The organism is Aeromonas sp. FDAARGOS 1408, from assembly GCF_019048665.1.
Lineage (GTDB): Bacteria > Pseudomonadota > Gammaproteobacteria > Enterobacterales > Aeromonadaceae > Aeromonas > Aeromonas dhakensis.
The window spans coordinates 1,445,273-1,470,085 of sequence record NZ_CP077394.1; the positions used below are offsets into that span (position 1 = coordinate 1,445,273).

The 24,813-nt window shown below is 63.6% G+C and carries 13 protein-coding genes; 2 read left to right on the plus strand and 11 right to left on the minus strand.

Translation table 11 applies throughout. From position 1 onward, the window contains the following. Positions 1–66 precede the first annotated feature (66 nt). Both I6L38_RS06845 and I6L38_RS06850 read right to left on the minus strand, forming a co-directional pair. Positions 67–1,587, minus strand: coding sequence for a cryptochrome/photolyase family protein (locus tag I6L38_RS06845; RefSeq protein WP_024941571.1), 1,521 nt, complete (start codon positions 1,585–1,587; stop codon positions 67–69). Beyond that, complete coding sequence (locus tag I6L38_RS06850) at positions 1,587–1,751, minus strand: DUF2256 domain-containing protein (RefSeq protein WP_080689380.1); 165 nt, start codon at positions 1,749–1,751, stop codon at positions 1,587–1,589. The genes I6L38_RS06845 and I6L38_RS06850 overlap by 1 nt, the downstream gene beginning before the upstream one ends. Before the next feature lie 470 nt (positions 1,752–2,221). On the opposite strand from I6L38_RS06850, the gene I6L38_RS06855 reads away from it, so the two are divergent. Beyond that, a complete protein-coding gene (locus tag I6L38_RS06855) occupies positions 2,222–3,607 on the plus strand; it encodes a tryptophanase (RefSeq protein ID WP_024941570.1) in 1,386 nt (461 codons plus the stop codon). Between the two features lie 107 nt (positions 3,608–3,714). Here I6L38_RS06855 and pbpG read toward each other — a convergent pair whose 3' ends face one another. The 9 genes from pbpG to nrfA all read right to left on the minus strand — a co-directional run bounded on the left by pbpG (position 3,715) and on the right by nrfA (position 13,343). Then, entirely contained in the window at positions 3,715–4,635 is a 921-nt protein-coding gene (gene pbpG, locus I6L38_RS06860) for a D-alanyl-D-alanine endopeptidase (RefSeq protein ID WP_017782682.1), read from the minus strand. 402 nt (positions 4,636–5,037) lie between these two features. Further along, a complete protein-coding gene (locus I6L38_RS06865) occupies positions 5,038–5,493 on the minus strand; it encodes an NUDIX pyrophosphatase (protein WP_024941569.1) in 456 nt (151 codons plus the stop codon). Between the two features lie 137 nt (positions 5,494–5,630). Then, positions 5,631–6,821: a heme lyase NrfEFG subunit NrfF gene (nrfF, locus tag I6L38_RS06870; RefSeq protein ID WP_041204644.1), complete on the minus strand. Its 1,191-nt coding sequence runs from the start codon at positions 6,819–6,821 to the stop codon at positions 5,631–5,633. Beyond that, positions 6,818–7,393 carry a DsbE family thiol:disulfide interchange protein gene (locus tag I6L38_RS06875; RefSeq protein WP_024941567.1) on the minus strand — a complete coding sequence of 192 codons (576 nt, stop codon included), beginning with the start codon at positions 7,391–7,393 and terminating at the stop codon, positions 6,818–6,820. Before I6L38_RS06875 ends, nrfF begins: the two co-directional genes overlap by 4 nt. Further along, on the minus strand, positions 7,390–9,351 hold the full coding sequence (gene nrfE / locus I6L38_RS06880; protein WP_024941566.1) for a heme lyase NrfEFG subunit NrfE: 1,962 nt from the start codon (positions 9,349–9,351) through the stop codon (positions 7,390–7,392). Before nrfE ends, I6L38_RS06875 begins: the two co-directional genes overlap by 4 nt. Before the next feature lie 162 nt (positions 9,352–9,513). Beyond that, complete coding sequence (nrfD, locus tag I6L38_RS06885) at positions 9,514–10,467, minus strand: cytochrome c nitrite reductase subunit NrfD (protein ID WP_216989317.1); 954 nt, start codon at positions 10,465–10,467, stop codon at positions 9,514–9,516. 90 nt (positions 10,468–10,557) lie between these two features. Beyond that, complete coding sequence (gene nrfC, locus I6L38_RS06890; protein ID WP_024941564.1) at positions 10,558–11,250, minus strand: cytochrome c nitrite reductase Fe-S protein; 693 nt, start codon at positions 11,248–11,250, stop codon at positions 10,558–10,560. After that, the gene (gene nrfB / locus I6L38_RS06895; protein ID WP_216989318.1) at positions 11,247–11,846 is read right to left on the minus strand and encodes a cytochrome c nitrite reductase pentaheme subunit; all 600 of its coding nucleotides are present in this window, start codon (positions 11,844–11,846) and stop codon (positions 11,247–11,249) included. Before nrfB ends, nrfC begins: the two co-directional genes overlap by 4 nt. A gap of 51 nt (positions 11,847–11,897) precedes the next feature. After that, positions 11,898–13,343 (minus strand): ammonia-forming nitrite reductase cytochrome c552 subunit, encoded by a 1,446-nt coding sequence (nrfA, locus tag I6L38_RS06900; protein WP_024941562.1) that lies wholly within the window; start codon positions 13,341–13,343, stop codon positions 11,898–11,900. A gap of 720 nt (positions 13,344–14,063) precedes the next feature. Between nrfA and I6L38_RS06905 the strand changes: the two genes are divergently transcribed. Further along, positions 14,064–24,731, plus strand: coding sequence for a retention module-containing protein (locus I6L38_RS06905; RefSeq protein ID WP_216989319.1), 10,668 nt, complete (start codon positions 14,064–14,066; stop codon positions 24,729–24,731). The last annotated feature ends 82 nt before the right edge of the window (positions 24,732–24,813 follow it).

Genomic DNA, 24,813 nt, shown 5'->3' on the forward strand with positions numbered 1-24,813 from the left:
ATTTACAATTATTTAACTGGTTTTCAATGTTGAAATTTGTGGACTTGCTGGCATTAGATGTGGCAGTCAGAGCTGCTCCAGCCGGATCAGGTACTGCTCCGCCGTCGCCAGGATGGCGTGCTGCTGGTCGGCGGCCTGGCCATCCCAGTTGGCATAGGGCAGGGCGAGGCGAGGATTGCTGCCAAGTTTGTCCCGGTTGCGCCATAAAAAATGCCAGTAGAGGCTGTTGAAGGGGCAACTCCCGTCGCCGCTGCGGGCCTTCACCTGATAGTGACACCCCTTGCAGTAGTGGCCCATCCGCTCGAGATAGGCGCCACTGCTGGTGTAGGGCTTGCTGCCCATCAGGCCGCCATCGGCAAACTGGCTCATGCCGCGGGTGTTGGGCAGCTCCACCCACTCGATGGCATCCACATAGATACCGAGATACCAGGCATCCACCTCGTCAGGATGGATCCCCGCCAGCAGGGCAAAGTTGCCGGTCACCATCAGCCGCTGGATATGGTGGGCGTAGGCGTGATCCAGAGACTGGCGAATGGCGTGACGCACGCAGGCCATGTTTGTTTCGCCGCTCCAGAAAAAACCGGGCAGCGGCCGCTCGGCCTCGAGAAAATTGCTGCGCTGATAGTCGGGCATCTGCTCCCAGTAGAGGGCGCGCACGAACTCGCGCCAGCCGAGGATCTGGCGAATAAAGCCCTCCACCTGCGCCAGGGTGATAGTGGCCTGATTGGCCTGCCAGTGGGCCTCGGCTGCGCGGATCACCTCGAGGGGGTGGAGCATCTTGCTGTTGAGGGAAAACGACAGGCGGCTATGAAACAGGCTCCAGCCCCGCTCGCTCAGGGCATCCTGATAGCGGCCAAAGTGGGGCAGGCAGTGGGCCAGAAAATGGGCCAGCAGCTCGCGACTCTGGCGCCGGCTGATGGGCCAGGGCAGTCTGCTGGCATCTGCCTCGCCGATGGTGCTGACGCCGTGACGGGTCAGCATGGCATCGATGTCGCTCACCTCATTGGCAAAGGTGAGGGGCGCCGGGATGGGCTGACGCTCCGGCAGCCTGGCGCGGTTCTCGGCATCGAAGTTCCAGTGTCCGCCAAGGGGCTGGCCGTGCTCATCGAGCAGCACCCTGTATTGTTTGCGCAGGGCGCGGTAGAAGAACTCCATCCGGCTGTGGGGGTAGCGCTGCCAGCCATCGCGGGGGGTGAGAAAATGCTCGCTCTCCACCTCGGTGGCAGGGATGGTCAGGCCCGCCGCCCAGCTTTTCAGCTGGCTGGCGAGGCGCCACTCATCCGGGCTCTGCCAGGCGAAGCTGTCAGCCTGATGCGCTTCGAGCTGGGCAGCCAGCAAGCTGGGCAAGTCGGGCCAGCGGGCGCTCTCATCGAGAGTCAGGTAACAGATGCGATGGCCCGCCTTGCCGAGGGCCGCCGCGAAGGCGCGCATGGCGGCAAAGAAGGCCAGCACCTTCTGGCGATGGTGGCGGCAGTAGTCGGTCTCCTGGCGCAGCTCCGCCATCAGGTAGCAGACCGCCGGATCCGGGGTGCGAAACCAGCTGTGTGCGGCGTTCAGCTGATCGCCGAGCACCAGGCGCACTTCCATCAGGCTGGCTCCCCATTATCTTGATGACTGCGGTGACGAGCGCGGCGACAGCGCTCGCTGCAGTAACGAACCTCCTCCCAGCTGTGTGCCCACTTGCGCCGCCAGCTGAAGGGGCGCTGGCAGACGGGGCAGATCTTCTCGGGCAGATGGGTTTTGCGATGCATGGAACTTCCGATGGTTGGCAAGGAGCGGCGTGAACAGGATCAAGTCACCGGGATAACAGCTTAACGAAGCGGGGCACAGGGGGGATCACTGTCGCCGGTATCGAGTCCGCTGAGTGGGCGCTTTGTGAGCAGACGCACAACCCGTTGACACTCGGATTGTTTGCATGGCAACCAGTTGTTAACTTGGCGAGGCTGCCTGCTAGCAGCATCCATCAATGGATCTTATTGGCCACCGACTGGTTACAACCGACATGGAGGGGAGTGATGCCAATCGTGACAGCTACGCCCCGGGCAGCTTGCCTGCTCGCCCACTGGTACACCCGGGATCCCATTCTGACCCTCGACTTTCCTCACCGCTGATTGGCTGCACCCGCCGTTTGAATTTGCCAGCCGGACGACCCTGAGCGTACCGGTCTTTTTGCCAATTCCAATTTCAAACACACTGGCCTTGCGCCGGTGAGGAGTCTTTTATGCGTCGTATACCCGAACCGTTTCGTATCAAGATGGTCGAGCCCATCAAACAGACCACTGGCGCCGAGCGCCGCGCCGCCCTCGAGGCCGCTGGCTGGAACCCCTTCCTGCTGCTGGCCGAGGATGTCTACATCGATCTGCTGACCGACAGTGGCACAGGTGCCATGTCCGATCGTCAGTGGGCGGGCATCATGATGGGGGATGAGGCCTATGCGGGCAGCCGCAACTTCGTCGAGCTGGAGCGCACGGTGCGCGAGATCTTTGGTTACCAGCATGTGATGCCCACCCACCAGGGGCGCGGGGCCGAGCAGATCCTCTTCCCCGAACTGGTCAAGCGTTGCAAGGGCAAGGCGCCGGTCTTTATCTCCAACTACCACTTCGACACCACCAAGGCCCACGTGGAGTTGGCCGGCGCGCGGGCCATCAACCTGCTCACCCCGAAAGCCCTCGACACCACGGCCCCCTACGCTTGGAAGGGGGATTTTGATCTCCCTCGCCTGAGCGACACCATCGAAACCCTGGGGGCCGACAACGTGGCCGGCATCATCATCACGGTCACCTGCAACAGCGCCGGTGGCCAGCCGGTCTCCATGGCCAATATGGAGGCGGTCGCCGAGCTGGCCCGTCGCCACTATATTCCGGTGGTGATCGATGCCGCCCGTTTTGCCGAGAACGCCTGGTTTATCAAGGAGCGGGACCCGGCCTATGCCAAGTGCAGCATCCAGGAGATAGTGCGCCAGATGTTTGCGCTGGGGGACATCTTCACCATGTCGGCCAAGAAGGACGGGCTGGTCAATATCGGCGGGCTCTGCTGCTTTAAAGAGGATCTCGAGCTGTTTCGCGCGGTGCAGGTGCGCTGCGTGGCGATGGAGGGGTTTGTCACCTATGGCGGCCTTGCCGGGCGGGACATGGCGGCGCTCGCCATCGGCCTGCGCGAGGGGATGGATGAAGAGTATCTGACCTATCGCATCAGTCAGGTGGCTTATCTGGGCGAACGGCTGGCCGAGGCAGGCATCCCCATCCAGACTCCCACCGGCGGTCATGCGGTGTTTGTGGACGCCAAGAAGCTGCTGCCCCATATTCCGGCCGAGCAGTTCCCGGCCCATGCGCTCGCCTGCGAGCTCTATCTGGAAGGGGGTGTGCGCGGGGTGGAGATAGGCTCCCTGCTGCTGGGGCGCGATCCCGTCACCGGCAAGCAGGAGGCGGCGGACTTTGAGCTGTTGCGACTCACCATTCCGCGTCGGGTCTACACCCGGGATCACATGGACTATGTGGCCGACTGCCTGATCGCGGTCAAGGCGCGGGCCAGCGACATTCGCGGGCTCACCTTCGACTACGAGCCGCCGCTGCTGCGCCACTTCACCGCGCGGCTCAAGCCGATCTGATCGCCAGCACTTCGGCGCCGTAGCCAGCAGGCTTGACCACAAGGCTCAACAACAAAAGCCCCCGCACCTTGGTGCGGGGGCTTTTTTGAGGATGATCGCCGGGAGCCTTACTGGCTGCTGAACAGCTTGGTCCGGGGGCTGGACTGGGCGGTCAGGCTCATGCGACCGGAAGTCTCCAGCCAGGATTTGATCCGCTTGGCATCGGCCACCCGGGCGTTGGGGGTGTCGGCGTTGAGCAGCACCATGATCACCGGCTCGCGGTTGATCTGGGTGGCCATCACCAGGCAGCGCCCCGCCTCGCGGATGTAGCCGGTCTTGGAGAGGGAGATGGGCCAGCTCCCTTCGCGTACCAGTCGGTTGGAGTTGAGGTAGTGCAGCTGACGCTTGCCGTTGCGCACCATGCGCTCCTCGGTGGAGGAGTACTGGCGAATGAGCGGATAGGTGGATGCCGCCGCTACCAGTTTGGCGAGATCGTGGGCGCTGGAGACATTGCGAGGGGTGAGGCCGGTACTGTCGGAGAACTGGGTGCTCCACATGCCTAGCATGCGGGCCTTGGCATTCATCGCCTCGATGAAGGCGCGCTGGCCACCCGGGTAGTTTCTGGCCAGCGCCGACGCGGCGCGGTTTTCCGACGACATCAGGGCGATGTGCAGCATGTCGGCCCGGCTCAGGCGCGAGCCCACCGCCAGCCGCGACCCGGTGCCCTTGAGTCTGTCCACGTCGGCCATGGTAACGGTCAGCATCTCGGAGAGACGCTGGTTGGCATCGAGCACCACCAGCGCCGTCATCAGCTTGGTGATGGAGGCTATCGGCATCACCCGGTTGGCGTTGCGCTCCGACAGCACTTCACCGGTGCGCGGGTTGGCCACCACGAAGGCGGCGGAGCTCAGCGCCAGATCGTTGCGCTGCTCCAGAAAGCTGTTGGGGGAGTGGGACTGGGCTGAAAACGGATTGGCCTGGGCGCTCTCCATGCTGACGGGAACGAGGAAGGCACCGAGCAACAGGGTAAGAAAAGGGCGAGTAATCATGATTTGACGCTACCGTACGGCTGACAGGGATATTTGGCTAAGTTATATGACGGTAATTGACGCTTCACAACGTCTAATGGCCCGATATTTCAATTTTATGGGATGGCGCACCTTGAAATAACGGTAATGAGCGCTATGGGCGGCTTCATACGAGTAATGATAGGGGTGGTCGGCGTGAGAAACATGGCTGCAGTGTGCGGCTGGTGGCGCCCTCTTGCCGTCAGATGATCGATCTTTTAGCTGTCTCTATTGCCTGCGTCCCTATCTTCACTCATTCCTGGTGATCATCTCTGTTGAAAACGGCCTGATCAGGGGCGGCTACATGTGCTGATGGCGGCCATGGCCGGCGACGGATCACCACAGGATCAAGAAGATAACGAGAGGGCTCCTGGCATTTGCACGCTATGGCGTCATGGCTACCCGCATCAGCGCCGAGGGGCTGTTTTCGACAAAGTAGTGCCAGAGGTGATCATAGAGTGCCTGCTGGCCGGGGAAACTCACCAGTGCCTTGGCCTCGGCCAAGGTGCACCAGCGATATTCGGTGTGCTCATCATTGAGGGTGACCACCTGATTGGGCGGGCAATAGACCACAAAGACCGGCACTACCTCCACCGTATTTGAAACGCTTTCGTAAAATTGTTCCAGATAATGGGCTGTGTATAACTCGCAAACTCTGATACCCGTCTCCTCGCCAAATTCGCGAATAATGGTCTGCCAGCCGGTTTCCCCCGCCTCGACCGTGCCCGCCACATGGCACCAGAAACCACCCTTTACGCGTTTCATCACCAGCAGCTTTGTTTCACCATCAATCGTTGAGAGGGCGACACCGGAGACGGTTTTACAGCGAATGGGGATCATGGGATAGGCTCTAATAACAGGTTCAATGGACGCCTATTGTTCGGCCACCGACGGGAGGCTGGCAAGTGATTTCCTTGCCGATACCACCGGTGCTGGCCAAACGTGACAGGGGCATTCAGCCCCGGTCACGCGTGCGGTCAGCCTCCCATCATGCGGGCGGTCTGGATCGCCTCGATCAGCGCGGCCCGGTTGATGCGGGGGCGCTCCTCGTCCAGCAACTGCTGCCAGAGGGCGATGGCCTGGGAGTAGCGGCCGTGCAGGAAGTGATCGGAGGCGAGCAGCATCAGGGCGCTCACCTCGCCCTTGTCCTGCTTGAGCGCGCTACCCAGCAGGCGCTGCGCCTCCGGGGTCAGCTGCTGGCCTGCCTGGTAGTAGAGCACGGTGGCTTGCGCGGCCTGGGTCGCGGCGCTGGCGCCCCCTTCTTGCAGGGCGAGGCGCTGGTAGGCGAGCAAGGCGTTGTCGTACTCGTCCCGGTAGAGATAGAGCTGACCGAGCGCCGCCCAGCCGTCGAGATCGGCGGGGTTGGTTTGCAGGCGCTGGTGCAGGGCGCCCAGCTCCTTGTCCTGCAGATCCCGCGGGCTCAATCCCGCCAGCGGATCGGGGCGTGACTGATAAGCCTGCCACGCCTGATAGCGGCCGGTGCCGGCATAAATGCCGGCCATCAGCGCCAGCAACAGGGCCCCAAGCAGTATCCATGACCGCAGCCTACGCTGCGGACGAGCGGTGCGGTCCTTGGCCAGCCGCTCGCGCAGGGCCTGCTCGGCAGGTGGGGTGGCGTTGGCGAGGCGGGCCAGCTCCAGCTCCCGGTAGAGGCGGCTGTGGGGGGCAAGACCCGCCTGCTGCTCAGCCATGATGAGGCGGTTCAGCTCAGCCCTGGGGTCGTGGAGACGGGTCCCCTCGGCTCTGTCGCCGACAAGCGGCACCCACGCCGGTTGCCGGCGATGCAGGCTCCTGCGCAGGCGACTGAGCGCCAACAACAGCAAGAGGGCGGGGCCGCCCCACAGCAGGGCCGTGCTGCGCTTGAAGGGGGGATCGTAGCGCACGAAATCGCCGAAGCGCTCCGTCATGCGGGCGATCACCTGCTCATCAGACTGTCCTTCGTCCACCCAGCGATAGACCTCGAGCCGCAGATCCCGGGCAATGGGGGAGTTGGACTCCACCAGGTTCTGGTTCTGGCACTGGGGGCAGCGCAGGGCGCGAGCCAATTCCTGAGCACGGGTCTGCCGCTCTGGGTGGCGAAACTCATAGGTGTCGACCCCACTGGCAAGGGCCCCGAGGCTCAATGTCAGCAAGAGTGGTGCGATCAGGGCGTGGCCGAGACGGCTCATTGCTTGCTCTCCTGCACTTCTTTCTCCACTTCGGGCTGGCTGGCGGTGTTGCTGCGGGCCTTTGCCAGCAAGGGAGCAAACTGGCGTTGCCAGACTTCCCGGGTGAGCTCACCCGTGTGGCGGGTCAGCAGGGTGCCGTCGCCGGCAAAGAGATAGGTCTCCGGCGTGCCGTAGACGCCGAGCTCCAGCGCGAGTCGGCCGTCGGGGTCGGCCAGCACGGCGCGATAGGGGTTGCCCGCCTCGGTGAGCCAGGCGCGGGCGGCGTTCCCCTTGTCCCGGTAGTTGAGGCCGTAGAGGGGCACGGCGCTAGCCAGCTCACCCAGCAGCGGATGCTCGGCGCGGCAGTTGGGGCACCAGCTGGCCCAGACGTTGAGCACGAAGGGCTCCCCCTTGAGCGCAGCAGTGTGGATGGAGGGGCCACCAAGCAGATCGTCACTCTGCCAGGCGGGCAGGGTACGCCCGGCGACGGCCTCATCCTGGCTGTAGGGATTGTTGCCAAGGCCGAGCCAGAGCAGAGCACCGAGCACCAGGGTGAGCACGAGCGGCACGAACAGGCGCAGACGGGCGTTCATAAGGACTCCTGTTCAAGCCGAGGGTAAGGGGCGGTCGCTGGCGCAAGATGGCTAGCCAGCAGCGGTCGGCGGGCGAGCAGACGCAGGGCGCCGCCCGCCATCATCAACAGGCCGCCGAGCCAGATCCAGCGCACCAGCGGCTTATGGTGCAGCCGCATGGCATAGGCGCCGGGCCCCATCTTCTCGCCAAGCACCACGTAGAGGTCGCCAAACAGCCCCCACGCGATGCCGGGCTCGTTCATGTTCATGGTGCGCACGCTGTAGTGGCGCCGCTCCGGGGTGAGCCTGGCCACCTCTTTACCGTTCTTATGCACGCTGAGAGTGATGCGCTCGGCGGTGTAGTTGGGGCCGATGATGGGCTCGCTCCCATCATAGCGAAACTCGAAGGCGCCGAGCCGATAGGGCTGGCCTGCGGCGAGTACGGCGCCCCCCTCCTGGCTGTGGTGACTCACCTGCGCGATGCCGAGGGCGCACACCGCCACCCCGAGGTGGGCCAGCAGGCTGCCGAACCGATTGAGGGTGAGCTCGCGCAGCGACGTCGGTTGCAAGAGCGGGAGCAGCAGGCTGGCCATCAGCCAGAGGCTCAGCACGTTGGCCGCGAGCCCCAGCCAGCTTGCCCGCAGCGGCTCTGGATAGGCGAGGCTCAGCAAGGCGCCCCCCAGCAGGCCGAACAGGCATGGGAGCAGCACCTTGATGCGGCGCTGGGCTGCCAGATGCTGCCAGCGCAGGCGCGGCAGCTGGGTCATCAGCGCCATCAGGCAGAGGGCCAGCGGCACGAAGATGGTATTGAAATAGGGGGCGCCCACCGAGAGTGAACCCAGATGGAGCGACTGGAACACCATGGGGTAGAAGGTGCCGAGCAGCACGCTGGCGCAGGCCACGCTGAGCAGCAGGATGGCGGCGCCGAGCAGCCCCTCTTTTGACAGCAGGCCAAAGCGGGCATAGGGGGCGCGAATGTCCGCCCGCAGGGCAAACAGGGTGAGGGCGCAGGTCAATAGCAAGCCGAGCAGCAACAGCAGGGTGAGGCCGCGGCTGGGGTCCACCGCAAAGGCGTGTACCGAGGTGAGCACCCCGGAGCGCACCACGAAGGTGCCGAGCAGGCTCAAGGAGAAGGTAAAGATGGAGAGCAGCAACACGGCGTGGCCGTAAGCGCCGCGCTTCTCGCACACCACCAGGGCGTGCAGCAGGGCGGTGCCGAGCAGCCAGGGCAAGAGGGAGGCGTTTTCTACCGGATCCCAGAACCACCAGCCGCCCCAGCCGAGCTCGTAATAGGCCCACCAGGAACCCAGCACGATGCCGGCGGTGAGAAAGACCCAGGAGCCGAGCGCCCAGGGGCGGCTCCAGTGGGCCACGGCGCCATCGAGCCGGCCCGAATGCAGCGCCGCCATGGCGAAGGCGAAGTTGACCGCAAAACCGACGTAACCGAGATAGAGCAGGGGCGGGTGGAGGATAAGGCCGATATCCTGCAGCATGGGGTTGAGATCGCGCCCCTCCAGCGGCCCCGGGAACTGGCGGTCAAACGGGCTGGAGAAGATCAGGGTATAGAGGCCGAACAGCCCGACGATCAGCCCCATGATGGCCAATACCCGGGTGCGGATCAGCGGATCGACCCGCTTGGAGCAAAGAGCTACCAAAGCGCCCCACAGCCCCAGCGCAAAGACGAAGAACAGCATGGAGCCCTCGTGGCCGCCCCACACAGCCGCCAGCTTGAAGCCCAGAGGCAGGGCGCTGTTGGCGTGCTGGGCCACATAGACCAGGGTAAAGTCATCCTGGCCAAAACAGCTGGCAAGCAGCAGCAGGGCGGCCCCGAGCAGGAGCGCGACCAGAAGGGCCAGCGGTGTTGCGCAGCCGAGCAGCGGGCGTGAGGCGAGCCGCAGCCCCAGCCAGGGCAGCAGCCCTTGCAGCAGGGCGAGCCCGGTCGCCAGCAACAGTGAGAGATAGCCGAGCTCCGCCAGCACACAACCTCCAGTCAATCATTCGTCTATGTTATGCCGCAGCGTCTGCACCGTACCGGCGCTGGGGGATAACATCCACATTCCTGGCAACAACCAATCGCAACAACTCATCGCCACAAACAAGCGCCAGTCACCCGAGGGCGGCTGGCGCTGGTGATCATGCCTTTAAATTACTGTCATCTGGCCGGCGTATAGCACGAAGTAGCGCAGCAGCAGGATCCCCACCAGGGTCAGGCTGCAGACCAGCACCAGATAGCCGTTTTTGGCCCGCAGCGGTGCGGGGGCCAGCAGGGCCAGCAACTGGGGCAGCAGCATGCCGATGCCCACCACCCCGAGCCAGAATACCTGAGCCCAGAAGCCGCTGCCGATGGCGGCCCACATGGCTGCCTCCTTCTGGCCGCCACCGAAGTAGAGGCCGGTAAAGAAGCAGACCAGCAGCAACACCTCCACCGCCAGCACCGGCCGCTCGAAGCGATGGACGAAGCTCACCCCCTGGCTGTGATGGTTCTCCTTGAACAGGGTGACCGCCAGCAAGATGGTGGAGGCGATGCCAGAGCTGACGCCGGAGATGAGGAACAGCACCGGCAGCACCGGGTTGTTCAACAGCGGATAGGTCTTGAGCGCCGACAGCAGAAAGCCGGTGTAGGCACCCAAGAGCACGGCAAGCAGCAGCAAGAGCGGTGCCAACAGCCGCTCGATGCGGGCGAGCCAGCCAATGAGGCCATCCACAAAGGCGAACTTCTCTTGCAGCAGGTGACTGCGCAAGGTCTCGATCTCGGAGCGAAACACCACCGCCAGCCAGGCGAACAGCACCGCCATGTAGACCTGAAACAGCATGACCCCCATCGACATCACGGAGTCGAACTGGTAGTGGAACATCAGCTTCCAGAAGGTCCAGGGGCGGGCCAGGTGGAAGATGAGGATCAGTAACCCCAGCACCACGCTCACCGGCGCCAGGATGGCGGTCGCCTTGATGATGCCGCTCTCGCTGCCGGCCCCCTTGCGGCGCAACAGCACCGAGAGGGTGGTGGCCCCGGCGGAGATGCCGAGCAGGAACAGATAGATGGCGATCGGCCAGTCCCACACCAGAGAGGGGAAGTGAAATGCGTCATGCCACATGGTCATTCCCTCCATCGGTTATTGCTGTGGTAGATGGCGATGGGGCAAATCCCCACACCAGGGAGGGGAAGTGAAACGCCGCTTGCATGGTCATGACTTTATCTCCCCTTTGGGCACGCGGTACATCTTGGGCGAAGTGCCGAGTGCCTGCTTGTAGCGATAGGTGGTCTCCTTCACCAGCCGTTTGGCGATGGGACTGTCCGGGTCATCCAGATTGCCAAACACCAGCGCCTTGGTGGGGCAGGATTCCACGCAGGCCGGCTCCTTGCCTTGGGCCAGATTGGTCTTGCGGCAAAAGTCGCACTTGTCGGCAACCTTGGTCACAGGGTTGATAAAGCGCACCTGATAGGGGCAGGCGGCCAGACAGTACATGCAGCCAACGCAGAGATCCGGGTTGACGTCGACGATGCCATCCTCCTTGCGGATATGGGAGGCACCGGTCGGGCAGACGTGCACGCAGGGGGCGTTGTCGCAGTGTTGGCAGGACTTCCGAAAGAAGTGGTACTCGGCGTCGGGATACTCGCCGACGGGGCCGGAGCGGATGATCTCGAGGCGCGAGACCCCCTCCGGCACCTGGTTCACTTCCCGGCAGGCGTCCATGCAGGCAGTACAGCCGATGCAGGCCGTCTCGTCGTGGATCATGCCGTAGCGGATCCCGTCGATGGTCTGGCTGTGGGCGAGGGTGGTGGCAAGGGAGCGGGTGTTGGCACGAGCAGCCCCCGTCATCATGATGAGGGCCCCCGCACTCATCCCCGCCATGAATTGACGGCGAGAGCAGCTCATTGTGCCTCCTTGCCCGAGGTTGTGTTCGCCTTGGCCGCCTTGACGGTCTCATGCTGCTTGCTGTGGCAGTCGACGCAAAGCTTGATGCGGGACTTTTCCTGAATCGACTCCATGGGCTCCTTGGCCGGGTGCAGAGCGTGGCAGCTGGTGCAGGTGAGCTTGGTGGCGTGCACATCGTGGGCCCAGAGCGCTTCGCGCAGCACTTTGGGCTCGTGACAGCTCATGCAGACCCCGTTCTGCTCGGCGATGGGGTAGCGCTCGGTACTCTGTTTGTTGTTGAAGCTGTCGCTAAAGCGCATCACATCCTTGACCCCTTCCCGGTGTTTGGGCGAGGGCTGGCCGTGACAGTTGGTGCAGGTCACCGGTTTGAGGTTGTTGGGATTGGTCGCCTGGCCATGCTTGCCGTGCATGACGTCGTCCTGATCCTTATGGCAGTCGGTACAGGCCTTGTCGGCGCTGCGCAAGAATTCCACCTCGTGGGTGGGGGGCACGGCGGCGGGAGCGGTTGTCTGCTCGGCGGCCTGGCCCTGTACGCTGGTCAGCAGCATGGCCGCCATCAGCATCAGTCGTAAGAAATCCATCGTCAAATCACCCATATGAAGCCTCCATCCTGCTGCGGGCCCGACCGGCGGGCCCACAAGCATCGGTTACTGTGCCAGCCGGCCGGCCGCTTTGGCCTCGGCATCCCAGGCGGGAACAGTGGTCTTGAGGAACTGGGCCTTGTCGCTGTTGAACTGCTTCATGTCCATGCCAAGGGCGGCCTGGGCCTTCTCCTTGGTGGAGATATCAGGAATGGCGATCTCCTGGCTGATCCCCTTGGCGGCCAGGAGGCGTGCCAGCTTGGTGCGGGCGTCGGCGGCCTTGTCGAGGGCACTGCCCAGGACCTTGAGGGCTACTTCCGGGGCATGCATCTGTACCCCGTGGGAGGCGATGGCATAGTCCCAGCGCCACTGGGCGTGCCGGATGTCTTGCAGGATATCTTTCATCTCGGCGTCGGTCGCACCGGCATCCCAGGCAGCCTTGGCTTCAAAGTGGGCGCGCACCAGCTGCTTCTCGACCTTGAGCTTGGTCTCGACAACGGCGTCTTTGCGCTGCTTGACGATGCCTTGCAGCATCTCCTTGCTCTGGGTGTGGCAGTTGCGGCAGGTCTGCTCGAAGCGATCAAACGGGTTGCCAATCTTGTGATCCGTATAGACCTTGCCCTGTTCGTTTTGCACCTTGGGCATGTGGCAGTCGACGCAGGCCACGTTGTTCTGGCCGTGAATGCCGGCGCGCCAGGTTTCGTACTCGGGGTGCTGGGCTTTGAGCATGGGGGTCCTGGAGACGGCGTGGGTCCAGTCGGCGAAGCCCTGCTCGTCGTAGTAGGCCTCCATCTGCTCGACCGAGGTGCCATCATCCCAGGGGAATTTCACCGCCTTGGTGGGGCCGGTGAAGTAGTACTCCACGTGGCACTGGCCGCACACCTGGGACTGCTGATCGAAGCGGCCCTGCTCCTTGAACGGCTTGCCGATGGCGGTCATGGCCCGATCGGCATAGGGACGGGAGAGGTGCAGGGCGGGTTTGCCCTCCTTGAACTCTTTCGAGGCGGTGTCGTGGCAGTCGGCGCAGCCGATGGTGTTGACGATCTCGGGTCCACCTTTTGCCCACATCCCCTTGAAGTAGCCATCCTCACCCTTCTCGTCGATGACGCGGGCCACGTCCGGGCCTTTGCAGCTCCAGCAGGCCATGGGCAGGGGGCCATCCTCGGCGCTCTTGGGGGCGCCGGTGCGCAGGGTTTCCCGCACGTCGGTCAGCGCATAGAAGTGGCCACGCGGCTTGTTGTAATCCTTGGCGAAGGCGTAGCCGGCCCAGAGCACCACCATGTTGGGGTCCTCGGCCAGGGCATCGGTGCGCTCGCGGCTCTCGCCGGTCGCCTTCCAGCTGCTGAACTGATCGGCGTGATCCTTGGCGAACAGCTCGCTGCGCGCCTCTACTTTGCCCTTGGGCTGAGCTTCGTCGGCCGCTTGTGCCCAGCCGCTGGTGCCAAGGCAGGTGGTAAGCAGCAGGGCGGCGAGGCCCAGCCTGGTCTGTCTGTTGTGTGAACTCACGATCATCACTCCCAAATCGATCTCATTGCCAAGCCTGACCGTTCCATCCTGGAGCTGGGCATCAGCCCCCGCGCAAGGCAGGAGCAGGCAGGCCGATTAATTGTTATTAGTGAATAAAACCCATGTATTTATGCGATTGCTCGAGTTGGATATTACCAAATGGGTAAAACGAATGATGATTTATCGGGGGCGGGATTGCGCTAGATCAATTGGCGGAGCCAGCAACAAGCGGAAATGAGATCCCGGTTAAATTATGAGGAAACTCAACTTATTGCACCATTGTTAACGCCGCTGTCTGGCGACAGTGGGCACAGTTGCCCGCCAGCCCGCGTCAGGCAAGGGGACGTCTTCAACGCGGCCGGTTTTCTATCCATTTGGGGATAATAAAATCCATGTGAATAAATATGCTGTATGAGCGGCGCGGAAGAGGGCGTCAAGGTTCCCGTTGGCAGTCCGATTCAATCAGGGGGTGTGGGGGAAGATGCGTCAGCCTTTGCCATACTGGATCCGGCAGGAGAGAGGCAGATCCTGCCTAGTGGTCTTCAATTGGGATCTTGTTTCGGTATTGAAACGTTTTACGTGCAAAAAAGCGGATGGATCCGCTACGTGAGCGCATTTTCTATCGAAATTATGGGGAGATCCGCAAGTAACATGCTTATAAAATAAGCGCTCAAAATTTGACTCGAATTGGCATCCGGGGCCCGCTCACTATTTGCTGGAGGTTGTATGGCCGAGCTGCGTATCGAAAAACCCACCATCATGACCCAATTGGAGGGAACCGTCTTCGTCATTCATGACGATGGCACTGTGGTGCGCGCCAGGGCCGGCGTCTTGTTGCAACCGGGCGACCGGATCCTCAGTGGTGAAGGCAGCTACCAGCTGACCGACGCCATCGAGCTCTTCCATCAGGAGGAGGCTGCGGCTGGTGAGGCGGCGGCGCCCACCGCGCCGCCCGCCGATCCCGCAGCAGCGGCTGACGGCGAGCTGGCCGCCCTGCAGGCGGCGATCCGCGCAGGCACCGATCCCACCGCCCAGTTCGAGGCGAGCGCTGCCGGCAACCCGGCGGCAGGCGGCACCATCGGCGGCGTGGCCGGTTCCAGTTCGGGGGGCTTCGTGGTGGTCGATCGCACCAATGACGCCACCCTGGCCGAGGCCGGCTTCGATACGGATCACGCCGATATGCCGCGGGGCGACGAGCCGCTGCTGGAAGGCGAGCGGGATCTGTTTGCCGCCATCACCATCACCGAGCCGCAGACCGACGACAACATCATCAATGCCGACGAGGTGACCGGCGTCATCATCCGCGGCACCGTGGAGGATGTGGAGGTTGGCCAGCCGGTCACCGTTACCCTGCTGGATCAGGATGGCAACCGGCTCACCGTCACTACTGTGGTGCTGCCCGGCCGGGTCTGGGAGGCAAACTTTGGCGACCTTACCGGCAAGCTGGTGGATGGCCCCCTCATCATTCAGGCCGATACCCAGGATGCCGCCGGCAACCGCGCCAGCGATCTGGGTCAGACCCTGCTCGACACCATCACCACCATTACCCTGGATCTCGCCGATGAGAGCGACACCGGCGCCAGCCAGACCGATGACCTGACCCGCGACAATACCCCGCTGCTGCAGGGCAAGGGGGAGCCCGGCGCCACCGTCACCCTGTCCCTTGGCGGCAAGGTGCTCGCCACTCTCACCGTCGATGGCAACGGCAACTGGCAATATCAGCTGCCCGATGCGCTGGCTGACGGGGCGCATGATTTTCGGGTCGATTCGGTGGATATCGCCGGCAACCGGGCCAGCGACATTCTCACCATCGAGGTCGATACCCAGGCCGCCATCGATATCGATGATCTCGACGCCGCCACCCTCTTTGGCAACGGCAATGCCACCCTGAGCGGCACCACCACCAATGTGGAAGCAGGCCAGAGCGTGACCATCACCCTGGTTGGCAGCAACGGGCAGGCGCTGCTCACAACCTCCGTACTGGTGGGGGCCGATGGCCGCTGGCAGGTATCAGATCTTGATCTCTCTGGTGTCACGCAACCTTTTGAGGTGCGCGCCAGCGTTACCGATCTGGCAGGCAACTCGGCCTTGGACGGGGCGCCGCTGATCGGCCAGAGCGAGACGCTCACGCTCTCCGAAGCCGGACTGGCCGATGGCCCGATCGGCGCGACCGGCAGCCTCAACACCGGCGCCGGCATCGATGGCAACCTGCAGGTCACCTTCGCCGCCGACCAGAGTGCTTTCGAGGGGTTGGGACTCACCAGTCAGGGGGTGGCACTGGATTATGTCTGGGGTGGCCAGACCCTGACCGCCAGCGCCGCTGGCGTCACCGTCTTTACCCTGACCCTTGGCAATGACGGCAGCTATCGCATCGTCTGGCACCAGAGTTTGGATCACACTCAGGATGATGCCCTGCGTCTGCCGTTCAACCTCGAATACCGCGATGGCGACGGTGATCTGGTCAAAGCGCCGCTGGTGATCACTCTGCTGGACAGCAACCCGCCGAGCTTCGAGATCCCGGCCATTACCCTCAACGAGGATGATTTCACCAATGGCGCCGCCGTAGTCGGGGAGAGCCGTTTCGTGGTTGGCCACACCGCCGATCCCCTGCTGGTCGACTCGCTGGTGTTCAGCAACCAGAGTGACACCCTGGCCAGTCTCAACAGTGCAGGCCTTGCCAGCGATGGTCATCCGCTTGCCTTCGAATTTGCCGATGATCGTACCCTGCTGGGTTACTACCCGGGCAGCAATGGTCAACGGGTTGAAGTATTGCGTGCCCAACTGCTGGCCGACCAGCAGGGGAGCGATGTGGGCGGCCGGGTGGTGGTCACCCTCACAGGTCCGCTCGATCATCAGAGCTGCGACAGCCTCTCGCTGGGGTTGCAGGTGAGCGCCAGCGAGATTGATGGTGACACCACCAGTGCCAACCTGACCCTGACCATCGACGACGGCCGCGATCCTTCGCTCGGTCTGGACAAGGGGATCTCGCTGCAAGAGGGGGGCCAGCAGAGCATCGATGGTCAGCTGCCGGTCACGGTGGGCAGCGATCGCCTGGTCTCCCTCAGCTTTGAGGCGAGCCAGCCGGCTCTGGCGGGCCTCACCAGCGGTGGCAAGCCGACCAGCTATCAGGTGAACGGCAACCTCATCACCCTGCTGGACGCAGACGGCAAGGGCATTCTGACCGTTACCCTGGATCTCGATGGCAAGTACCATCTTGAACTCGACGGCGTGCTGGATCAGCCGGTGGCCACCGACAGCGTCAATCTGGGGCTGCAGGTGGTGGGCCGCGACTTTGACGGCGATCGGAGCAACCTCGGCACCCTCAACATCACCATCACCGACGGCGCCTTACCGCAGGTTGACCCTGTTTCCCTGACCCTCACCGAGGACAGCGACTGGCAGCTGGGTCAGACCCTTGGCGGCGAGCTTGCCATCACGGCGGGCAGCGACCCGCTGGTGAGCATCGTGTTTGATGTCAATCAGCCGGGCCTGCAGGGGCTCAGCTCGGGCCAGCAGAGCGTCACGGTCATGGTGGCCGATCACCTTATCGAGGGGCGTACCCCAGATGGCGAGCTGGTCTTTACCCTGACTCTGGGTAACGACGGCAAGTACAGCTTTACCCTCCATCAGCCGCTGGACCAGGGCAGTGCGGATGCACTGCTGACGGCGGGGCTGACCCTGACCGACAGCGACGGTGACAAGGTGGCCACGACCATCACGGTGGCGGTAGGTGATGGCGCCAACCCGACCATCTCCGCCGTCACCGGTACCGCCATCACCGAGATGGCGCAAGGGGAGGCGGCAGCGGTCAGCACCATGAGTTTCGTGGTGACCCACGGCAGCGATGCACTCGATCCTGCCTCCCTCGGTTTTCACATTGCCACCATCCAGCGCACCCTGATCGGGCTCACCAGCCAGGGCAGTCCGGTAAGCTTCTCCCTCGCGGCCGATGGCCAGCTGGTGGGCATCACGGCGGATGGACGCGAGATCCTGCGCGCCGAGTTGAGCCTGGTCGAGCAAAGCGGCAACTGGAGCGTGAGCGCCAGGGTCACCCTCGCGGGTGAGCTGGATCATCTGGGGAGCGATGCCCTCTCGCTGCCGCTGGCGGTGACACTGGCCGACCAGGATGGCGACGAGATCGGCACCACGTTGCCGCTCACCATTCACGATGGCCGCGCCCCCACCTTTGTGGCTGGTAGCGGCGTCACCCTGAATGAAGGGGAGCTGACCGGCAGCAACAGCCTGAGCCAAACCGGCCATTTCGATGTGCAGGCAGGGTCAGATCGGGTGGTCGAAGTGGCCTTTGCCGATGCCGGCCAGCAGCCGGCGCTCACCGCGCTCGGTCAGCCGGTGCAATATCAGCTGGTGGATGGGGATCCGAAGATCCCGGGCAGCCAGCTGCTCAAGGGCTTCGTGATGGTGGATGGCCAGCGGGTCGAGGTGTTTGAGGTGCGGCTGGTCGGCACGCTGGATCAGGCGGGCAAGAACGGCTTTGACTATCAGGTGACCCTCTATCAGGGGCTCCATCAGGGCGTCAACGCCGTGACCGAGCTGCCCATCAAGGTGATCGTCAACGACTACGACAAGGCGGGCGGCAGCAACGACAGCACCAGCGGCACCCTCACCATCCGGATTGGCGAGGGGGATAAACCGACGCTGACGCTGACCGGCGTGACCCTCGGTGAAGGGCGCTTCGATGGCGCCGCCAATAACCAGAGTGCGGACGATCAGCAGGCCACCGGCAAGATCACCATCACCGCCGACTCCGACCCCGTGGTCGATGTGCGTCTGACCTTGGCGGGCCAGGTAGTGGATTCCAATGGCAACCCCATCACCCATAATGGCGAAGCCTTGACCTGGCAGGCGGTGGGCAGCGACGGCCACCGCTTCCAGGCGATCACGGCCGACGGACTGGTGGTGATGACGGTGACCCTGATGCAGGTGCCGGCGACTATCGGCGCTCACACCACTGCGACCCTCGACTATCAGGTGACGGTGCATACCAACCTGGATCACGGCGCCGATGACCAGCTTGAGCTGACACTGCCGGTGCAGGTCACCGACAGCGACGGCAGCCAGAGCCAGGGGTCTGCCACCATCAGGGTGACGGACGGCGTGGATCCCCTCATTTCGGCCATCGACGCGGTCGCGGTGAAGGAGTCTGCCCTCGATGGCTCCGCCAGCCAGCATCCCGGCACCACACCGGCGGATCAGGGCGAGGTGGCCAGCGGCAAGGTGACCATCAGCGCTGGCTCGGATCGGGTCGCCTCCCTCGAGCTTGACGTGGCGGTCTTCAATCAGGCAAACCACCTCACCTCGGGTGGCAAGGAGGTAACCCTGGCGGCCCACAGCCCGGGCTGGTATCTGGCCACGGCAGAGGGTGGCAAACCGGTCTTCTGGGTTCACCTCGACGTCACCGGCAGCTACAGCGTCTATCTGGTGGGGCAGCTCGATCACGGCGTGCAGGGTAAAGATGATCTTGCCATCGAGGTGCCGCTCTTTGTCACCGATCACGATGGCGATCGCAGCCCCAATGTGAGCGTGACCGTGACGGTAGAGGATGACATGCCCATCGGTACCGTGCTGGCGCATACCCTGAACGAGGGGAGTTCCCCCGTCAGCGGCGATCTGCTGCCGGCAGCCAACGAAGGCGCCGATGGTGCCCGGGTCGAGTCGATCACCATCAACGGCCAGACCCATGCCGTCAATGACTCCCTCACTCAGGAGGTGATGAGCCCGGATGGCAAGCAGGTGATGGGCTCTCTCACCATTTCGGCCGATGGCAGCTACTGTTTCACCCCGGCGGCCGGGTTTGATCACGACAATGCACAGCTGAGCCAGGTCATCACCGCCCATCTGGTGGATGGCGACGGTGACCGTGCCGACAGCACCCTGACTCTCCATCTGCAGGATGAGCCGGTGAGCTTTACCGTCACTGCGGCCCTGGGCAACGAAGATCAGGGGGCGCAGGATCCGAGCGCCGGTATCCCCATCCAGATACAGCTCGACATCGGCGATTTCGACCGGGGCGAGCATGTGGAGCAGCTCCTTGTTCAGGCACCCGCCAATACCCACGGCAGCTTCTATTACAACGGAGTGGCACTCACCACCACGGCCGATGGCAAGTGGTTTATCGTGCCGCCCGAGGCCATGGTCACCAGCGATAACGTGCACTACCGCACCCAGGGGGTGACCTTTGTGCCGGCGGCCGACTGGTCCAGCTGGAGCAATCAGGGCCAGCCGCTCCACTTCCAGGTGCAATTGCAGGTGGGGGTGGCCGAGGGGGATGCCCCTGCGCCGGTCACCGGCGATCTCGCCATCACGGTACGCGGCGTGGCCGACAAGCCGCTGTGGGATACCGACCATACCAGCCAGCACTACGACACCCATGAGGACAGCAGCGGCATCAGGCTCAATGTGCAGGCGGGCCTCACCGATACGGATGGCTCAGAGACCCTGAGCTACCAGATCCGGTGGGAGGCAGGTCAGGGCACCCTCATGCTCAACGGGGCCGAGCTCAAGCCAAACGCCAGCGGCCTCTACAGCGTCTCGGCCGGCAACATCAACAAGGTGAGCGTGGCCCCTGCCAAGGATTTCAGCGGCGACATCAAGCTCTCCATCACCCCGGTCAGTACCGAGAAGGCGCCGGTCGCCAGCGGCCAGAACAAGGCGTTTGGGGATGCCATCGAGCTGGTGATCAATGTCAATCCGCTGGCGGATGACGCCAAGCTGACCGTGCGCGACATTCAGGGCAAGGAGGACACCCTGATCGATCTGGGCAGCAAGATTGGCCTGGCCCACCTGGGGGACACCACAGATGGCTCCGAGCAGCTGTTCGTGCGCATCGGCGGCCTGCCTGCCGGGGCGACCCTGTGGCTCGGCGGGGTGGCGGTCACCCTGGATGCCAACGGCTACTACGAGGTGCCCTTCGATCGCATCAATGACCTCAAGCTGCTGCCGCCAAAAAACAGCAACGTCGACTTCGATCTCACCATCAAGGGGGTAGTGAAGGACACGGCCACCCTGACCGATGCCAACGGCCAGCCCCACACGGTGGTGAACGAGAATGAGACCGGCGCCCAGACCCTGCATGTGGATCTGGTGGGGGTGGTGGACGAGCCCCATTTCGACCTCAATACCTCCGGCTGGAGCCAGGATGGCAACGGCTACACCATCACCATCCAGGAGGATGGTCGGGCACCGCTGGACTTCAAGCTCACCTCCGGGGAGTGGACCGACACCCCGCTGGATCACTCGGAAACCTTGAACCTGGTGCTGGAAGGGCTGCCGGCAGGGGCCAAGGTGTTCGACGGCAATGGCAAGGCGCTGACCCTCACCTTCGCCGGGCTAGACGGCAAGGGCAACCCCCTCTATCAGGTGGATGTGTCGAGCCTTGGCAACCTGCAGATCCAGCCGCCGGCCAACAGCACCGCCGATCTGCACCTCATTGGTCATGTTGTGGTGACCGAGAACGACGGCGACAGCAAGAGCTTCGAGGTGCCGCTCACCATCAAGGTGGAGCCGGCCATCGACGCCACCGACTATGCCAAGACCAGCCATGGCCTGGAGGATCAGTTCATCGTCCTCGACTGGCAGCCTGACCTGACCGACGGCGCCGAGCAGGTGACGCACCTCGGCCTCTCCGGTATCGAGCCCGGGTATGAAGTCTGGATCCGTGCGGGCGGGGTCGAGACCCAGCTGACCGTGAGCGGCGGCGCCGTGGAGTTGAGCGACGGCGAGCTGCAGAGCCTGCTCGGCGGCGGCCAGCTGCTGGTGAAAGGGCCCGAAGACAGCGACAAGGACACCACACTCCATAGCCATGTCACGGTGACACAGGTGGATGTGGACTCCAGCGCCACCGCCCAGAAGGTGATCGAGGGCACTCTGCATCTGGATATCCAGGCGGTGGTGGAGCCCGATGGCAATCTGGTGCAGACCGGCCAGCTGGAGAGCCCGGACGGGCACGATATCCCGCTGGACGGTGTCTTCGTGTTCGAGGATCTGGACCCCAGCAGCGTCGAGACCATCGATTATCTGGTGATCAGCGACCTGCCGCCGGGCTTCGTGGTGGTGGGCGGGATCAACGACGGTCAGGGCAACTGGACCGTCCCCCACGACGCCCTCGACAGCTATGCCCTGCGCTCGCCGGATGGCTTCACCGGCACCGTCACCTTCAAGGTCAGCGCCAGGGTGATCGATCTTGGTGACAACAACGAGGGGGATGTGAGCACACCGACCTATCGGGAGCTCACCGCCAGCGCCGACTTTAATGGCGCGACCCACTCAGGCCAGGTGGCCGCCGACGTCGATTTCGACAACAGTGCCCCCATCACAGGGGTGGAGGATCAGAGCGTCAATTTCGGCAGTCAGCTCAAGCAGATGGTGACCCTAGGTACGGCAGATAGCGGTGACGACGAGCTCAGCATCGTCATCACAGGTCTGCCCCCGGGCGTCAACGTGCAGGGGCTCACCTTCGACTTCGTCAACGGCGAGTACCTGATCAAGTTGCCGGGTGGCCTCGATGATCTCGACCGGCTCACCCTGACCTTGCCTGAGGATTACGCCGGCGACGGCCTGCACTTCAACGTGCGTCTGGTCAACACCGACACCGTCAGCGGTGACTCCAGGATGGTAGAGAAAGAGATCACCCTCTCCATCACCCCGGAGGTGGACATCAATGGCGGGGCGGATGGCCTGCCCGAGCTGCAACTGAACGTGAAGGATATGAACGGCGACGGCCAGCCGGACAACCTGGAAGACACCGAGATCCACCTCGATCTGTCGGTGAAACTGGCCGATATCAGCCCCTCGGTCGCCAACGGCGGTCTGGAAACGGTGGAGCGGGTGGTCGTGACCGTGGATCCCCAATATGGTCACTTCCTCGACAAGCACGGCCAGCCGGTCTCCACCCTCACGGTGAACGACCCGGCGGATCTCAAGGATCTGGTGTTCGTGCCCAAAGAGCACTTCAGCGGTCAGGTGCCGCTCGACGTGACGGTGGATATTCTCGACACCGCCACCACGGGTACGGATCGCGGCAGCTGGAGCGGGCAGGTCGGCTTTGAGGTGCGACCGGTCAACGATCCGGCCGTGCTTACGCTGCACGATGTGGCGGGCGACGAGGATGGCGTCATCAGCCTGGCGGGCCTCGGGGCTGCCCTCATCGACACCGATGGCTCCGAGCAGATAGTGGCGCTGCAGATAAAAGGAGTGCCGGACGGTTTCACCCTCTCGGCCCCGGCGGTCAACAATGGGGGCGGTGTCTGGCAGGTACCGGTAGGCACCGACTTTGCCAAGCTGACCCTGATCCCGCCGGCCGATTTCAGCGGCACCGTGGATCTCACCCTGAGCGCCTTTACCCTCGACCAGGGGTTGACCTTGCCGCTCGAAACCAGTGGGAGCTTCACCGTGACCGTCAATCCGGTGGGGGATGCGCTCATCAGCGATCTGGTGCCCACCGCCAGCGGGGTGGAGGGCGACAGGATCCAGCTCAATCTGGGGCTGGAGACCCGCGATACCCAGGCCACCGGCGGCAGTGCGAGCAATGTGCATGAAAATGGCGCCGAGCAGGTGCGGGTGACCATTCGCAACGTGCCGGAAGGGGCCGCCATCGCCCTGCCAGACGGGGTGGCCGGTGAGGCCATCAGACTGCCGAACGGCGACTGGCAGGTGACCACGGTGGGCAGCAACCTGGCGAGCCTGCTGTTGGTGACCAACGACGTCAATGGCACCCTGAACCTCGAGGTGATCGCCCAGAGCCTGGACAACGGCGCGCTGGGACCAGAGGTGAATGGCAGCATCGATGTCACCATAGCGGCGGTCAACGACGCGCCCGAGAACATTTTGCCCACGACGCCGCTGGTGGCCGAAGAGGATGTGCCCTATCGCATTGACGGTCTGCAGGTCAAAGACGTGGATGCGGGCAACAGCACCATAGAGGTACGCCTCTCGGTGGAGCACGGCACCCTCACCCTGGCGGATGGCAGCGGCGTGACCCTGACCGGCAACGGTACGGGAACCCTGGTGCTGAGCGGGTCGCTCGATGCCATCAATGCATTGCTGGCGGGCGGCGTGACCTATCTGGGTGAGCAGGACTTCAACGGCCAGGATCGGCTCACCATGGTGACCGATGATCGGGGCAACACCGGCAGCGGCGGCCCCTTGAGCGACACCGACGTAGTGCCCATCGAGGTGCTGGCGGTCAACGATGCGCCGGTCAATCAGCTGCCGGGCAGCATGACGGTGAAAGAGGATGGCTCTCTGTCGCTATCCGGCATCAGCGTGAAGGATGTGGATGCCGGCAGTGCGCCCATGGCCATGGTACTGAGGGTCGAGCACGGGGTGTTGACCCTGCTGGGAGCGGCGGGCGCGGTCTCGGTACAGGGGGCGGGCAGCAACGAGATGACCCTGGTGGGGTCGCTTGCCGATCTCAACCAACTGCTGGCCGGCAACCTGCACTATGAACCGGCCAGGGATTTCTGGGGCGAGGACAACCTCACCATCACCACCTCGGATCAGGGCAACAGCGGTGCGGGCGGGCCCTTGAGCGACACCGATCAAGTGATCATCACGGTGACGGCCGAACCGGATCTGCCGAGCCTGACGGTGGGGCCCCACGAGATCCATGCCCTGCAGGGGGCCATGGTGCCGCTCAATCTGACCGCCAGCGTGGTCAATCCGGCACCGGGCGAGCTGTCGCTGCGCATCAGCGGTCTGGCGGGGGCCCAGGTGCTGGATGAACTGGGGCAGCAGGTCGGCCATGCCGATAGCAACGGCGACTGGCTCATTCCGGGTGGCCACTCGCTGCCGCTCTATCTGGACGGCCTGACGGCGGGAGACCATGTGCTGGGACTGAGCGCAGAGTCGAGCGTGGGGGGCACCACCATCAGCTCCCCCCTCGATACCGTGACCATCCATACCCAGGCCGGTCATACGCTGATGGGGTCGGATCAGGGGGATTGGCTGTTTGGCAGCACGGGTGATGATCGCCTGCTGGGCGGCAAGGGCGATGACATCCTGACCGGCGGCGCCGGCAGCGATCTCTTCGTCTGGCAGCAGGGGGATGCGGGGAGTGCAGGCCAGCCCGCCATCGACACCATCACCGATTTCAGCCCGCAGGCGGGTGACAGGATCGATCTGGCGGACCTGCTCAAGGGGGTGACCGACAGCAGCGTGGACGGCCTGCTGGGCCACCTGCAGGCGTCGGTGACCAGCGCGAGCAACGGCCTGAGCGATGTGAACCTCTCGGTGTCGCCGGCGGGGGATGGCCAGGTGACCCAGCAGATCACCCTGAAGGGAGTGGACTTGAGCAGCTGGCAGCTTGGCGGCACCTCGTCCCACGACATCCTGCAGAGCATGCTGGATCAGCACAGCCTGATCGTCCAGCACCCTTGATGGGGCGGATGTGAATAAAAAGAGCCGGCGCTTGCCGGCTCTTTTTCCATTTGATGTTTGCTTGTCGGCTTTTTTGCCGAGC

Bases quoted from the DNA above. Each gene is read 5' to 3' on its own strand.
- I6L38_RS06845 (WP_024941571.1), bottom strand. From the start codon at position 1,587: ATGGAAGTGCGCCTGGTGCTCGGCGATCAGCTGAACGCCGCACACAGC.
- I6L38_RS06850 (WP_080689380.1), bottom strand. From the start codon at position 1,751: ATGCATCGCAAAACCCATCTGCCCGAGAAGATCTGCCCCGTCTGCCAG.
- I6L38_RS06855 (WP_024941570.1), top strand. From the start codon at position 2,222: ATGCGTCGTATACCCGAACCGTTTCGTATCAAGATGGTCGAGCCCATC.
- pbpG (WP_017782682.1), bottom strand. From the start codon at position 4,635: ATGATTACTCGCCCTTTTCTTACCCTGTTGCTCGGTGCCTTCCTCGTT.
- I6L38_RS06865 (WP_024941569.1), bottom strand. From the start codon at position 5,493: ATGATCCCCATTCGCTGTAAAACCGTCTCCGGTGTCGCCCTCTCAACG.
- nrfF (WP_041204644.1), bottom strand. From the start codon at position 6,821: ATGAGCCGTCTCGGCCACGCCCTGATCGCACCACTCTTGCTGACATTG.
- I6L38_RS06875 (WP_024941567.1), bottom strand. From the start codon at position 7,393: ATGAACGCCCGTCTGCGCCTGTTCGTGCCGCTCGTGCTCACCCTGGTG.
- nrfD (WP_216989317.1), bottom strand. From the start codon at position 10,467: ATGTGGCATGACGCATTTCACTTCCCCTCTCTGGTGTGGGACTGGCCG.
- nrfC (WP_024941564.1), bottom strand. From the start codon at position 11,250: ATGAGCTGCTCTCGCCGTCAATTCATGGCGGGGATGAGTGCGGGGGCC.
- nrfB (WP_216989318.1), bottom strand. From the start codon at position 11,846: ATGGGTGATTTGACGATGGATTTCTTACGACTGATGCTGATGGCGGCC.
- nrfA (WP_024941562.1), bottom strand. From the start codon at position 13,343: ATGATCGTGAGTTCACACAACAGACAGACCAGGCTGGGCCTCGCCGCC.
- I6L38_RS06905 (WP_216989319.1), top strand. From the start codon at position 14,064: ATGGCCGAGCTGCGTATCGAAAAACCCACCATCATGACCCAATTGGAG.